This is a genomic window from Solibacillus sp. NPDC093137 (assembly GCF_050280445.1).
Classification (GTDB): Bacteria; Bacillota; Bacilli; order Bacillales_A; family Planococcaceae; genus Solibacillus; species Solibacillus isronensis_B.
Genome location: NZ_JBNNVH010000010.1, coordinates 15,038 through 29,933 on the forward strand (window position 1 = coordinate 15,038; position 14,896 = coordinate 29,933).

General features: G+C 39.6%; 13 protein-coding genes and 2 tRNA genes. 4 read left to right on the forward strand and 11 right to left on the reverse strand.

All coding sequences use genetic code 11. From position 1 onward, the window contains the following. Positions 1 to 15: 15 nt before the first annotated feature. Both tilS and ACQKN3_RS19435 read right to left on the reverse strand, forming a co-directional pair. Entirely contained in the window at positions 16 to 1,422 is a 1,407-nt protein-coding gene (tilS, locus tag ACQKN3_RS19430; RefSeq protein WP_427714193.1) for a tRNA lysidine(34) synthetase TilS, read from the reverse strand. Positions 1,423 to 1,443: 21 nt separating this feature from the next. Beyond that, a complete protein-coding gene (locus ACQKN3_RS19435; protein WP_251691526.1) occupies positions 1,444 to 3,798 on the reverse strand; it encodes a SpoIIE family protein phosphatase in 2,355 nt (784 codons plus the stop codon). Between the two features lie 255 nt (positions 3,799 to 4,053). Here ACQKN3_RS19435 and ACQKN3_RS19440 point away from each other — a divergent pair. The 3 genes from ACQKN3_RS19440 (at position 4,054) to ACQKN3_RS19450 (ending at position 4,530) form a co-directional block, all read left to right on the forward strand. Continuing rightward, positions 4,054 to 4,130 (forward strand) — tRNA-Met (locus tag ACQKN3_RS19440). A 6-nt stretch (positions 4,131 to 4,136) separates the two neighbouring features. Next, a tRNA-Glu gene (locus ACQKN3_RS19445) sits at positions 4,137 to 4,208 on the forward strand. Between the two features lie 133 nt (positions 4,209 to 4,341). Next, complete coding sequence (locus tag ACQKN3_RS19450) at positions 4,342 to 4,530, forward strand: sodium:potassium antiporter (protein ID WP_251691527.1); 189 nt, start codon at positions 4,342 to 4,344, stop codon at positions 4,528 to 4,530. A gap of 119 nt (positions 4,531 to 4,649) precedes the next feature. Here the strand turns inward: ACQKN3_RS19450 and ACQKN3_RS19455 are convergent, their stop codons facing one another. The 8 genes from ACQKN3_RS19455 to spoVT form a co-directional block, all read right to left on the reverse strand. Continuing rightward, a complete protein-coding gene (locus ACQKN3_RS19455) occupies positions 4,650 to 5,078 on the reverse strand; it encodes a S1 domain-containing RNA-binding protein (protein WP_008408265.1) in 429 nt (142 codons plus the stop codon). A gap of 242 nt (positions 5,079 to 5,320) precedes the next feature. Beyond that, positions 5,321 to 5,752: an FtsB family cell division protein gene (locus ACQKN3_RS19460; RefSeq protein ID WP_251691529.1), complete on the reverse strand. Its 432-nt coding sequence runs from the start codon at positions 5,750 to 5,752 to the stop codon at positions 5,321 to 5,323. 46 nt (positions 5,753 to 5,798) lie between these two features. Next, a complete protein-coding gene (gene yabQ, locus ACQKN3_RS19465) occupies positions 5,799 to 6,254 on the reverse strand; it encodes a spore cortex biosynthesis protein YabQ (protein ID WP_251691531.1) in 456 nt (151 codons plus the stop codon). A 2-nt stretch (positions 6,255 to 6,256) separates the two neighbouring features. Next, on the reverse strand, positions 6,257 to 6,556 hold the full coding sequence (yabP, locus tag ACQKN3_RS19470) for a sporulation protein YabP (protein ID WP_008408271.1): 300 nt from the start codon (positions 6,554 to 6,556) through the stop codon (positions 6,257 to 6,259). A gap of 86 nt (positions 6,557 to 6,642) precedes the next feature. Further along, positions 6,643 to 6,933 carry an RNA-binding S4 domain-containing protein gene (locus ACQKN3_RS19475; protein WP_079523123.1) on the reverse strand — a complete coding sequence of 97 codons (291 nt, stop codon included), beginning with the start codon at positions 6,931 to 6,933 and terminating at the stop codon, positions 6,643 to 6,645. A 4-nt stretch (positions 6,934 to 6,937) separates the two neighbouring features. Then, a complete protein-coding gene (gene mazG, locus ACQKN3_RS19480) occupies positions 6,938 to 8,404 on the reverse strand; it encodes a nucleoside triphosphate pyrophosphohydrolase (protein ID WP_427714200.1) in 1,467 nt (488 codons plus the stop codon). Between the two features lie 9 nt (positions 8,405 to 8,413). Next, a complete protein-coding gene (locus ACQKN3_RS19485) occupies positions 8,414 to 10,018 on the reverse strand; it encodes a putative polysaccharide biosynthesis protein (protein WP_427714203.1) in 1,605 nt (534 codons plus the stop codon). Between the two features lie 114 nt (positions 10,019 to 10,132). Next, a complete protein-coding gene (spoVT, locus tag ACQKN3_RS19490; protein WP_251691537.1) occupies positions 10,133 to 10,669 on the reverse strand; it encodes a stage V sporulation protein T in 537 nt (178 codons plus the stop codon). 245 nt (positions 10,670 to 10,914) lie between these two features. Here spoVT and ACQKN3_RS19495 point away from each other — a divergent pair, with 245 nt between their 5' ends. After that, positions 10,915 to 11,226: a hypothetical protein gene (locus ACQKN3_RS19495; protein WP_251691539.1), complete on the forward strand. Its 312-nt coding sequence runs from the start codon at positions 10,915 to 10,917 to the stop codon at positions 11,224 to 11,226. Positions 11,227 to 11,299: 73 nt separating this feature from the next. Here the strand turns inward: ACQKN3_RS19495 and mfd are convergent, their stop codons facing one another. Next, positions 11,300 to 14,812 carry a transcription-repair coupling factor gene (mfd, locus tag ACQKN3_RS19500; RefSeq protein WP_427714207.1) on the reverse strand — a complete coding sequence of 1,171 codons (3,513 nt, stop codon included), beginning with the start codon at positions 14,810 to 14,812 and terminating at the stop codon, positions 11,300 to 11,302. Positions 14,813 to 14,896: the final 84 nt, after the last annotated feature.

Here is a 14,896-nt window from a genome sequence, read left to right on the forward strand (position 1 = left end):
TATTGTTCAAACTTTCTAAAGACGTTCATTGCTATCGACAAGAAGCACCATTTCATGCAATGCCGACTTTACATTAGAAAATTTATTGTTAACGCGTACAGCTACTATCGCTAAAAGGTCATCATTAGCATCGACTAACAATGGCCAGCTAGCTCTTTTTGTTAAAGGAATCTTGTCATCAATAAAAATGCGAGATACTTTTTTCTGATGCGGCATACCTTGTAGCAAAATACGATCCCCTTGTTTGGGAGCCCTTACGAATAAGGGAAACGATACAGTTGATGCGGTGAAAAAGTGATGCGGATACTTTTGCAGTAAGTCCTCATCACATCGTGCAAGTTCCCCAATATATATGCGCATCGTTCCAAGCACACACCACTCATTCAAAGCGATTTGTTGATTTGATGTCGGCAAGTCCTGCTGCTTATATTCAAATACAACTTCATCGTATTGTTGACGCGCAATAAAATTCTCCGGTAAATCAAGTGTACGACTTCCATCCGACGTTGAGAATAACGTCAAAATCGTCGTACAAAGTGCGTAGCTTTGAATCGTATTTGAATCGTTATAAAGATAACTTAATAGTATTAAAATGAGCCTTCTTTGTAAAGCAAGTGGCTCTTTTTGCAGTTCCGAAACCTTCACTTTATAACAATTTTTGTCGACTTTCTGAAAAAGCTTCGAAAAACGCTCTTCTGCAAGCTCCATTAAATACGAATCATCATCTAAAAGCTGCTGTGCAATGTGGACTGCGTGCCGGGAAACAAGGGGGTTTTCTTCCTTCAAGACTGGGACGACATTGTGACGGAAACGATTGCGGGTATAGTTATTCTTTGCATTGCTTGGATCTTCACGGTATAAATGACCTTTACTATGTAAATATTCCCCAATTTCGTCTTTTGTAACCATCAAAAAAGGACGAATTACGGTAAATTGTTGAAATTTACGTGACGGTAAAATACCTTTCAATCCGTTTAGTGAACTCGCTTTCGTCAATGCCATTAACATTGATTCGAGCTGATCGTCCGCATGATGTGCCGTTACTAATTTTGAAAACTTATGTGTATGCATGACGGTTTCAAAGAAATGATAGCGTTCCTTCCGGCAAATCGCCTGAATGTTTCCGCCTTCTTTTTTGTGGATTTCCGCAATGGGTATAGCACAGCTATAGAAAGGTATCGCCCAGTCATTACATGCTTGCTCAACAAATTGGAGGTCTTGAGCAGATTGTTCGCCGCGCAGCATATGGTCAACATGCGCCACGGCGAGCTCAATTTGAAAATAGTTTCGGAAATGATAAAAAAAAGAAAGAAGCGCCATTGAATCAACGCCTCCTGAACAAGCAATTAATAGTTTATCTCCACTTTTAATAAGCTGCTGCTCTTTTATATACGCTAATACTTGATGTTCTAAAGTGTGCATTTACTCACCTCATATTACATTTCAATGTGTGATTGCTGGTCTGAATACTTGCCACGGTTTTATTACATGCTGCAAACGGAATAGCATTACGGTGCAATCGTCTGCAATCGGGTATCTTTGTTTGAATTGTGTCATGACATCGAATAATACAACCTGGATGGAAGCGCCATTTTCCAGCCCTTGACGAATCAGCCTGATAAATAATTGCTCCTGTGCATCCCATTGCGCAGATGGTGAAAATAATCCATCAGAAATCATTAAAATAACATCCTCTGACAATAGTTGCGTCATTTCCGTATCAATTGCGAAATTAGGTAAAAAACCAATCGGGGCACTTGTACTTTCTATTTTGAATAGATCATTCCCTCTTAACACATATGTCGTCATGCCTCCCGCTTTCCAACACCATAAATGGCCGAACTGTAAATCGACAAGTGCAAAATCCATTGTTGCATACATGTCCGAATCGTTTTTCAGCGACATTACATAATGCATTGTGTGCATCGCTGTTTCAGGATCCATGTTATACGTAAGGCAATCCTGCATCATTTGAATTAAGCGTTCACTTTCACGATTTGCTCGCACATTCGTCCCCATTCCATCCGACAGCATAATCGCCATAAGTCCCGGATGAATCGGAAACACACGGTAAGAGTCACCGGAAATTGCATGGTTTGCGTGGGAATACGTATATATATCATACTCCAACTGATAACGAATTGCTGAAGTAAACTTAATTTGACGGTAAAAAATAGGCGAGTGCTGCTCGTAAATCTGTTCACCTTTCAATGGTTCATGCAAAAATTCAAACAGTTGCTGCTCTAGTTGGTGGATAACGACATGTGCATCACGATGATCTGCGACATAACAAACAAACTCTCGATTCCCTATTTCATTTTTTATCCACTGAATATGCAAACAGTTAATATCATGTTCTTTTAAAAATTGCTGCATCTCCCCATCCATTTCCGATGTGCCGATTTCTAATCGCTGGCTGTTTAACAGCTTTTCAAAGTGGCTGCTTAAATCCCGAAGCTGTAAGGCAATCATTTTTTTGCCATGATAGAACTGTCTCTCCATATGCTCTTTGTGTAAGGCAGACTCTAGTTCTTCCAGCAATTTAGAAGATTTAATGCATTTTCCTTTCAGCTGCTCTTCTACCCGAATCCAGCTAACCGGTTTCGTACTTCTTTTTGCTAATCTCCACGAATCAATAATTCCTTCCATCTCCCCGTTTCTCCCCCAGCACTCTTCATATTTGAAACAGCTGGAGCAAATTAGAAACGGTTCTGCAGTTGTCTTACTTTTGGTCTTATTTTGTGTGAAATGATCAAACACAAGCTCCTTCATAAAAGATACAAATTGCTGAAACTGCTTAAGCTGCACTTCCACCACTTCATTACGGTTCACTTGAATGATGCTGACTGTTGTTTGTTTATAGTACATTTTACAATACTCAAGTATATTTTTCGGCAAAAGCAGAAAAATGATGGCCCCTGTAAGCATCGATATAAAATAAACACTATCAATCGGTAATGTCGCATCATAAAAGAAGAAAAAGATACTTGGCAGAAAACTAAAGAGCGCAACGACATAACGTCCCTGATTTTGTACAAAAGCTGCGACCAGCCCCGTACAAGCATATAAAATCATCATGCCTGTGAAAGATAAGTTTGCTAAGCCGATAAAAAAGCCAAGAGATAATGAAAAGATGACCGTAGCTCCAACCGTAGAGGCATAGGCTACAAGGCAAATGAGGAAGTGAAGAACGATCAGCGCCATTGAAAAGTAAAAAAGCGCTAAGTTTTCCATGCCGATCAACATACCGGCCAAAACGACAATAATTGCCGTTATTTTTTCTCTTGTCCACTCGATATTTCCATTTTCTTTACTCGGCAATGTCAAAATACGCATAAAAAACAAAATCGATACCGCAAAAAAGCATTCATATACGATATAAAATAATGTCATGACGGATGGCATACCGCTATGAAGCATCATCTGCCATGCTAGTTGAATAGCAATAATTGTACTGGCTAGTAAAAAGTAAGGGGATATTTTTATAAACTTAAACCGGACGAGACATTCCATGAAGAAAAGCTGCACTAAAACAACAGCTGCTTGTCCAAAGCCAAGAAAGAGCGTTCCTAGTATTCCCCCTAGTAAAGCACTCTTCTGAAATGAGACAAATCTCGTTCGAATAACAAGCCAAAAAGGTAAAAATAACGGAGTAACAGCTTCAAAGAAAACTGCCTGTGCAAAACAGAAAGCTGCAAACGCTATAACACTCGCTATTATCATTCTCGATTTTTCTTTATATAAGAATAAGCTTAAGTTTAGTGTTTGAAACTCATTTTGATTATTTAATGTCACCATTTTTACTATCACCTTTTCTTTTTAACGCTATTATATAAAGCTGAAAAAGTGAAATTTGTCTGTTTGTAGGATTGGCGTCAAAAAATTGTTCGACGGTTTTTTTACGGTAATATGCGCGTTTTTACGCGTTTTTTAGTAGAAATTACAAAAAATAATACAAAGTAACTTTATGCGTATTATGATAGTGGAAATTACAAAAAAATAGTGTTGACACTAAATAGACTGCAATGTATTATTAGTTTTGTTGTTAATTTTGGCGGTGTAGCTCAGTTGGCTAGAGCACTCGGTTCATACCCGAAAGGTCGTGGGTTCGACTCCCTCTGCCGCCACCATTTATAGGCCCGTTGGTCAAGTGGTTAAGACACCGCCCTTTCACGGCGGTAACACGGGTTCGAATCCCGTACGGGTCATCTCAAAAGCTGTTTAGGAACTTAGTATTCCTAGGCGGCTTTTATTTTTGTCTCTATTCGTATTCTGTAATTTCGTGACACACACTCTCCCTTATACATTATACTTATTAAATAAGAGGAGGCGTTTTCTTTGGTGCAAAACTTTACATATTTAGCTTTTCTTTGCGGTATTAGCATGCTTCTAGTCGTTGGAGGCGTCATATTGACAAACTTGCCGCTCCCATTACAAATAATTATGATTGCAATCGGTTTAATTGGAGGCATTTTTTGCTTTGTTACCCTTATCCGTGTGCTCATCAAGCATAACTCTGAAAAAGAATGATCTAATTACGGACCCCTATATCTTCTTTACGAAAAAAAGCGATGGATTGTAAGTTTTGCACTTACAATCCATCGCTTTATCTATTTGACACTTTTTCTACGTTCAAACAGCCAGCAAAATTATCCTCTGCGAGCTCCACGGCCACCGCGCTTAGACTCAGTTGCACGCTTTAATGTAGTTAAACGCTCATCGCTATCTTTTAAGAAACGCGCCATCTTCTGTTCAAAGTTCTCTTTTGGTTGACGATCATTACGATCGTTAGAACGGTTGTTTTCGCGACGAGGACGCTGTGGACGCTCTGGTCGCTCAGCTTGAGGCTTTGCTTTACGAATTGAAAGACCAATCTTTCCATCCGCTTCAACATTCATCACTTTAACTTCGACTTCATCGCCTACTTTAAGATGCTCGTTAATATCTTTTACGTAGTTATCTGCCACTTCACTAATGTGAACTAAACCTGTTTTCCCATCTGGAAGCTCAACGAATGCACCGAAATTTGTGATTCCTGTTACTTTACCTTGTACTTTGCTGCCTACTTCAATTGACATAAAAAAAATGCTCCTCCTTAAATTTTAAGAGACTCTTCGATTGAAAAGCCATTTATCAATTATAATGAAACTTTTGTTCAATAGCTTCTTCTCTAATTATAGCTAACATAAAAAGAGTGTCAACAAGACACTCTACCTAAAGGCAATTAATACCAGAAATTTTATCACGAAATTACAATACTGACTGGTTTTTTATTAAATTTCAAAGTCACATTTTTCTTTATATAACGCGTTTTACAATATTATTTGTCATCTTCAGGCTTGTCTTTATTTTCTTTGTCCGATTTATTCGGTATTGTGAAAATAATTTCGCCTTCTTCAGAAAGGAAAAATTCTTTTCTTGCCAGCTTCGCAATATACTCATCATCTTCCAGCTTCGCAATCTGCAAATTCAATAGCTCTTGTCTGTGAAGCGCTTCTTCCAATCGTTCTTCAACCGCGGCTTTCGCTTCTTGTTTCGCGGCGAGGCGATCACTTTGGACCATGTTCGCTTTTACTAATACGGCTATTACTACAGTTGCTAAAATGAAAAATACTGCTAATCTTCTGCGACGACGTACAGCAATTTTTGCTTTAATTTGAGCTTTTGCTTGCGGATTTGAGCGGACATAATCGTTATTCAACGACTGGACATTATGGTTATGTAGCTCTTCTTGCACATTTCTTCTTCCCATTTCCGTCTCCTCCCTCACAATCAATAGTTGTTATCATTATACGAGTTCACTGCTGTGTTTTAAAGTTTTTTAACAAATATTTCTTGAAAAACTTAATAAAGGGACGGCAAATAAATAATACAATCCCTATTACTAGTTTTATAATATTTTTAACCAGTTTAACTACTACATGTCCAATAAAAATAACCGGCTTCACAAATAAATTTATACATACTCTTCCAACAAAGCGGATAATTTTTTGGAACAGCAATTCATAAGTTGCAATTCCGGCGATTTGGGCAAGTGGATCAACTACCCGCCATTGCCCTCCTTTTACTATAAATAACAAATAAAACGTAGTAACCCCTAGTATTAACCAGACTATCCATTCTAAAATCCAGGTAATACGTCGAATATTTTTTAGAGGGATACGATTTACATTAATGCGGATACAATCGATTATTGCACCTACAGCAACTCCGCTTATAAACATGACAAGAATGCTTATAAGCTGCGCACTCATCATCATCCAAACAATTTATGAAGGAAACTTTTCGATAAGCCACTCTCGCTTTCATCGTATTGGAATTGCTTCACTTCCCCTTCTAACGTCAGTAATCCCTTGTCCACATCTAAATGAACAATACGCAGTTCCTCACCACGAATCAATAAATGCCCTTGTGATGTATTCACATAAAATTCTTCCTGATCAAATCGTTCGATACTTTTAACAGATGTCATGTCCATCCGTTTACGATTACGTACCGTTACTAAGTGATCTCCTGACGAAATGGTATAACGTGCGCTTTCTTGATGAATAGTCAATGCAAGTCCCCCTTTGAGCTTATAGTTGTACACTATATGCACCAACGGAAAGAAGCATGACTCAAAAAGTTGGTCATGCCATATTCTTATTCTTCATCATCAATAAATTCAGGTTCAACTTTCTCTAATCGCTCTTCTTTTATTATCGTGAACATTTTTAATGCATCTTCTTTTTTCACATTTTCGCGGATTTCTTCGACACGTGCCGTTACAATTTTTTGACCGAAACGAATTGCCAGCTCATCGCCTACTTTTACGGTACTGCTTGCCTTTGCTACTTTATCATTGATCGTAATACGGCCTTGCACCGCTACTTCCTTTGCTAATGTTCGACGTTTAATTAAACGTGATACTTTTAAAAATTTATCTAAGCGCATCCCATTACTCCCCTTTTTCCAGTTGTTTTGCTTCATTCCAAAATGCATCCAGCTGCTCTAATGTAAAATCACTGAACTTCTTGCCGCTCTTAGCTACACTTTGCTCAACGAAATGAAAGCGACGTGCAAATTTTTCGTTGGCATGTAGCATCGCTTCTTCAGGTGAAATTTTATAAAAGCGTGCGATGTTCACAAGTGTGAATAATACATCCCCGAATTCATCAGTACGGCTTATATCGTTACCTTGCGTTATTTCTTCGCGGAATTCTTGCCATTCTTCCGTAAACTTCTCCCATGCATCGTCAGCATTTGGCCAATCAAAACCAACTGTCGCCGCTTTTTTCTGATAGTTGTACGATGTTTGAAGTGATGAGTACGGACTATATTCGTTCTTTAATAATTGTTCGTCATCTACATGGCCTTTTTCCTGCTTTTTAATTTCTTCCCAATTGGCTACTACAGTTTCCGCATCTTCTGCAGTCACATTCCCAAAAACATGCGGGTGACGGCGAATCATTTTTTCGCTGATCGATGCAAGCACTTCTTCCAATGTGAAATACCCGTTATCTTCCCCTATTTGGGCATGTAAAAACACTTGTAAAAGGACATCGCCGAGCTCTTCAACCATAGCAAAGTCATCTTCGGCATCGACCGCTGCTAAAAACTCATGTGTTTCTTCCAATAAGTATTTTTTCAATGATTCATGCGTTTGTTTCTGATCCCAAGGACAGCCGTCAGGGCCACGCAACGTTGCAATGATTTGACGGAATGTTGTCCAGTCCCGTAATGCCTCCTCATCAGATTGAACAGGCGGCACATATACCGTCGTTAAATTATTGATCTCTGCTGCCTGATCAAGCTCATAAAGCGGCACAGTACGCAATGACTCCTGTATAGACCCCGCTGCTGTAACAATCGTTACCGGGTAGTCATCACGATATTTTTCCATTAATGTGAGCTTTACTTCTGACGCACTGAACGAATCATACACTTGGGCAATCAAAATGTGCTGGCGCATGTTCATATCATGGATAGACATGCTCGTCCCATCCAATAGCTGAAACCCTTCAATCGGATCAATTTTTAAAGCGCCGAAAATCGGGTCTAAAAAGCTTTGCCCGCCCTCGATTACAAGCTTAATCTGCCCGTTGCAGTCCGCTTCAATTAAGTGCTGGACGGTCTGTTCTGCTACGAGCGGATGTCCCGGAACAGCATACATTATGTCCTCTTTTGCTACAGCCTCAATAAGACGCATTGCAATTTCTTCATAAACGGGACCGAACGAGCCATGTTTAATATACACATCATCAAAGCTCGTGAACTCGATTCCTTCCAGTTTTAAGTCCTGGATGACAGGATGGTCCTCTGTTCGGACATATATTTTTTTGGCTGCTTTAATTTTTTTATAAACACCCATTTGCATTTGTTCAAAATCGGCTGCTCCTAAGCCAATAACAGTTAATTGATTCAAGTTATACACCTACTTCTTTCGATTTAACAATAGTTGATATGCAGCCATTCTCCTGCCGAGCGGGATTAAAAACCAATCCTTTTCAGTTAATACACGCATTTTTGCGACTGCTGTAATAAAAGTCCCTGCGCCAAGCATGACAAGCACACCGCTGTAAATAAGTGCATCAAAGCGACTAAACAAGCCGGTAAACAAGCTGTTTAAGCTGTATACAGCACCTTGTACGACGACGATCATGACAAGGCAGGCAATGGCCAGTTTTCTATAAAACGAACGATTCGCCAGGCGGATCGACGTCAGTCTTTTTAAATAAATTATAAGTGCAGCAGCTGTAAAAATCAGACCGATATTACTCGCTATTGCCGCGCCCAACACATCATAATGAGGAATTAAAATAATGTTCCCTATACATTTTAATACGATTCCGAATCCTAAAAAAATGGCAGGCCCCTTTAATTTGCTATAGCCCTGTAAAATCGCTGTAAACGTTAAAATAATCGATAACGGAATAATTTGAAACGAATAAAGTTTCAACACATTTGAATAGGCATCCGTCTTAAACAGCATTTGATTCACATAAGGCATAACAAGTATCAATCCGAGTGCCGCAGCAACTCCGAATATGAGGGAGCTCCGGAAAGTTAATTGGATAAACGGCTTTGCACCGCGACCATTAGGCTGATTTGCCTTTAATGCAACAAGCGGCACAATGGCCAGCGATAAAGATGTAGCAATAACGATTCCAAGCTGCACAAGCGGTTGCCCGCGGTCATAAATCCCCTTCACTTCCATCGCTTCTACTGTAGGCATTCCCGATTGGACAAGCATTTTATATATCGTAAAGGAATCTACAAGCTGGAAGCATAATAATAGCAGCGCACTCATACTGATCGCGATACTGTATAATGTGACCTCTTTTAAAATCGGCCAAATTTTTACACGCACTATTTTCCCTGAAGGCTGATACTGCCGTTTCAAAAAGTAGAGCAGCAGAACAATACCTGCTATTTCCCCGACAACTGTACCGAGCATCGCCATTTTCCCTGCTGCGTAAACAGATTGTGTATACTGCAGCAACACAATTGTTCCGACTAATATAATTGATACCCGAATCATTTGTTCGAACACTTGAGCATAGGCAACGGGCTGCATCTTACTTTCCGATTGGAAATTGCCCTTTAAAACAGCAAGCAGTGGCATACATAACGTAATAAATGAGCCAACTTGCAATAATCCTGCCAGCTGAGAATCTTCCATCAAATTAGCTAAAGGTTGCGCACCAAAAAATAACAGACAGAAGAAGATAATGGCCAATGCTGTTAAATAGTAAAAAATAATGCGCGATACAGATCGTCTTTCTTCGTATGTACCACCACGCCCTTCAATATCAGCGAGCATTTTGGAAATGGCAACAGCAAATCCACTTGATGTCCATACGACAAAAAATGAGATAAACGGGTACACTTGCTGATACACATAAAACCCTTGGTCACCTACTAAGTTTTGATAAGGAACCCGGTAGATGGCGCTTAATATTTTTACTAATAGCGCCGCTACTGTCAGAAGAAGAGCGCCCTTCATATAATTTTTCATACCATAACTTTGCGAAGTCATTCTATTTCCTTCCTCTATTTCATACAATGTACTAATTATATCATGAAAACCATTTGCTAATTTTACGCGAGGAATTAAAAAAACGCCCATTAATATGGACGTTTTGAAGTGATTTTAGTTTTCCATTTGCTTAGCTAAAAAGTTGGCTGCTGTTTCAGCAGTTTTTTGTTCGACTTCACCGATAAAATGGGCCCGTGATATTAAATAAATAGCACCAATCGGATCTCCATTCGAAACTATCGGTACGATGCAATACGATTTCACTTGTTCATACTGTCCTGCTACAAGTTCAATCGACATCTCCAGCTTCTCACTTACAGGTGACCTGTTTTTGATAATATCTTCTGCAAATACTGTTAAACGTCTCGCCACATAATCTTTTTTCGAAACGCCTGCAACGGCTATTACTTCATCTCGGTCACTTATTAATGTCGGGGTACCTAATGTTTCAAATAATGATTCCGCATATTGTTGTGCGAATTCGCCTAAGTCATTAATTGGCGAATACTTCTTTAAAATCACTTCTCCTTCGCGGTCCGTATAAATTTCAAGGGGATCCCCTTCACGGATGCGAAGTGTTCTTCTGATTTCTTTTGGGATAACAACACGACCTAAATCATCGATGCGGCGAACTATTCCTGTTGCTTTCATCGTTCATGTTCCCTCACTTTCCATCAATTCACAGCATGATGCTCCTAGTATGGAAAGAAATACATGAAACTATGCATTGTTCGAAAAGGATAAAATAATATTTCGTATATGCTGATTCAAATATGATGAAGTACCTATTTTTTAAAATCTGTTATAGGAAATTACAACGTTTTCTTTCATTTTATGTTTTGTTTTTATGAAAAAGGCAATAGACAAAATAAAACAATCTTTTTGGAGGTGCAGTAATGGTAAGAGTCGATCGTATTACGTCAACACCGGATGCATATCGCCAGCATCAATATTATGCAGGCACACATTTAGCCTATTACCCGGATTTATCGAAGGAACGGTCTACAGCTGTTTCAAAATTTGAAAACGGCATTTTTAAACGTTACTTAGAAAAGCCTAATGGCCAGCGTGATTTAGTTTCTGCTTCCACGACAAGAGAAAAACAGTTATTAGAAATACGCGAAGAACACCGTAACCGCGAAGAATTGCTTCAACGCTTAAATTATTCGAACGGAGTACATTATAGTGTGCAACAAACTTTCTTATAATTCATTCTCTTTATCCAAACGAAAAGAGAGGAAATGTTAAAAGCAGCAAACTTTTAATATTCCCTCTCTTTTTTTATGAATTTTTTTTTGCAGACGCAATAATTTGCATCATTTTTTCTACTACATCAAATGGCAGGTGTTTCCCGCACTTATTGTAATCTACTGTAATTACTAGCTGTGTTCCTTCCATTCCAAAACCGACCGCACGACCAAACTCCATTGATTGCTCAACGATTTGCGCACCGTTTGTATTGGCTGTTCCTTCCTCTGAAAGAATAATAGATACAACCTGCTGCTTTTCTTTTATTGAAAGCACATCTGCCTCTTTCGCCCAAACTTTCATACGGGCCACGCGCATCAGACGCTCTGTTTCAACTGGTAAATCTCCAAAACGGTCTTGCAGTTCATCGATAATTTCCAAATAATCCTCGATGCGTTCCATCGCCTTAATCCGTTTATACATCTGGATTTTCTGGTAGCCATCCGGAATATACGCGTCTGGAATGTAAGCATCAATATGCAGCATAATCTCTACATCTTGCTTCTCTTCTCTCTTCACACCGGTACGACGTTCTTCAACTGCTTCTTCCAGCATTTGTGAATACAAATCAAAACCGATTGAATCGATAAAGCCATGCTGCTGAGCACCAAGTAAATTCCCGGCACCACGAATCGATAAGTCACGCATCGCAATTTTGAAGCCTGATCCTAATTCCGTAAATTCTTTTACTGCCTGCAAACGCTGCTCGGCCACTTCAGTAAGAACTTTATCACGTTCATACATAAAATACGCATAGGCAATACGATTCGAACGCCCTACACGTCCTCGCAACTGATACAGCTGGGAAAGACCCATACGATCCGCATCATGAACAATTAAAGTATTTACATTTGGAATATCTACACCTGTTTCGATAATCGTTGTTGTGACAAGTACATCATACTCACCTTCTATAAACGATAAAATAACCGATTCAAGCTTTGCCTCTGTCATTTTGCCATGCGCAAAGGCAACTCGTGCATCCGGAACAAGCATCTGAATTTCTTCTACTCTTCTTGTAATATCCTCTACTCGATTATATAAATAAAACACTTGTCCACCGCGCGCCATTTCACGTTCAATTGCTTCACGTACAAGCGCTCCGTTATGTTCCATTACATACGTTTGGACAGGGAAGCGGTTTTGTGGCGGTGTTTCGATAACCGACAGGTCACGCACTCCTACCATTGACATGTGCAGTGTACGCGGAATTGGTGTTGCGGTTAACGTCAGTACATCGACATTCGTTCTAAGCTGCTTAATTTTTTCTTTATGCGTAACACCGAAACGCTGCTCCTCATCGACGATAAGCAATCCTAGGTCTTGATACACTACATCCTTCGATAAAATACGGTGTGTACCGATCACTATATCTACTGTTCCTTCTTTTAGACCTTTTAACGTCTCTGTTTGCTGTTTTTTGGAGCGGAACCTACTGAGCAGACCTACATTGATCGCATAGTCTTCAAAGCGCTTCGAGATCGTTTCATAGTGCTGTTGCGCCAAAATGGTAGTCGGCACTAAGAAGGCAACTTGCTTGCCATCTAAAATAGCTTTAAATGCAGCTCGAATGGCAACTTCTGTTTTTCCGTATCCTACATCCCCGCAAACAAGTCGATCCATTGGACGTTCCCGTTCCATATCTATTTTCACTTCAGCGATTGTGCGTAACTGATCTTCTGTCTCCTCGTATGGGAAAGCAGCCTCAAAGCTTCGTTGCTCATCGGAATCAGGAGAAAAGGCATAACCTTTTTCCGCTTCGCGCTTTGCATAAAGTTTGATTAGATCGTCCGCAATATCCTGTACTGCATTCGAAACTTTCTTATGTGTTTTCTTCCACTCCGTGCCGCCGAGTTTATGAAGTTTCGGTTCTTTTTCACCTGATGGCACATAACGCTGAATCAGTTCGATTTGATCTACAGGTACATATAACTTATCGTCCTCACGGTAGCGTACATGCAAATAATCTTGATGCGTACCATTCACAACAAGTGTTTCGATGCCAATATATTTCCCGATACCATGATGTACGTGTACAACATAATCGCCTGATTTAATTTCGGTATATGACTTTATTCGCTCAGCATTTGTCATCTGCTGTGGCCGTGATTTTTTCTTCGCCTGTTGTTTAAAAAGCTCATCATCCGTAACAACCGCTATTTTCTGTAACGGCAGCTCAAAACCTGACGACAATGCCGTATTGACTAAATAAATACCTGGTGCATCAGCATAACCGATTGTTGAAGCAATATGATAATCATCCAGTAAATTTTGCATCGCCTTTATCCGGCTTTCAGAATTGGCCGTAAATAATACGACGAACTTTTCATTTGACCAACGTTCAATTTCATTTTGTAGTAAAGCAATTTGTCCGTGAAACTGCTGCATCGGTTTACAGGAAATGTTGATTGTCTTTTTAAGGGTAATGCCGGCAAATGTTCTTGTGAATAATGCGAAATACATTTTCTGCTGTTTCAGCATTGAAAGCACTTCTTTTAATGAATGGGATGGCTTTACATCGTGAAGCATTTTGCCCCCTTCAATTAATGAAATAAACCATTCATTTTCTTCACGTTCCCAGGCTTCCATCACTTCCTGGATACGGCCCAATTCATCAAATAAAACAAGACCATCCTCTTTAAAGTAATCACCTAAAAAAAACGGCTGTTCAAATAAAAGCGAGCCATATTTTGCAATATGATCCGGCAGATGACCAAGACGCAGCAGCTCAATATCATGTTGAATATTTTGCATGAGCAATTCCTGGGTTTCCTTTTTGCGCACCTTTTTTAAACTAGCTGCCAATGACACTTCCAGGCGTTCTGCAAGTTTTATACGCTCTTCTTTCGTTAAAAGAAGCTCTGTGGCAGGGAAAATTTTAATTTCATTTAATTTTTCAATTGAACGCTGATTATCGGCGGAAAAGGTACGAATCGAATCCACTTCCGTATCAAATAACTCAATACGAATCGGATCTTGTGCATATGGCGGATAAATATCCAAAATTCCGCCGCGCATCGCAAACTCACCTGGTGTTGTAACCATTTCACTTCTCGTATAGCCCATTTCGACAAGCTTATCTAACCAAATATTGATGTCCACATCTTGGCCTAAAGAAGTGTAAAGTTCGTATCCAAGCCATTTTTGAGGTGAGCTTAGCATACTGCGCATACCTGCAACCGGAATAATATAGATTCCGCGTTCCTGATTGACTAAACGCCCTAATGTAGCAATACGCTGTGCACGCAGCTCATGGGAAGAAGTCGTCATATTGGCTGCGATAAACTCCTCAGCAGGGTAATAATGAACATGCCCTTCACCAACTAATGCAGTCAAATCATCTACTAACTTTTGCGCCTGCAATAGGTTTGAGGACACGATATAAATCGATTTATTTGTCTCTTGATAGATTGTATGAATCAATGCGGGTCTTGCACTTCCCGTTAACCCCGTAATAAGGTGATCGTTTGCTTGATTCTTTTGAATTTGCTCTATCATATTATCAATCTGTTTATCTTTTTTAAATATTTGATGAATCGTATCCACGTCTAGTCCCCCTTCTCTTTTTCGATAAATGAAAACGGAAATGGAAAAAGCCTTGGCGCAGTTTATGCGACCAAAGCAACTCCT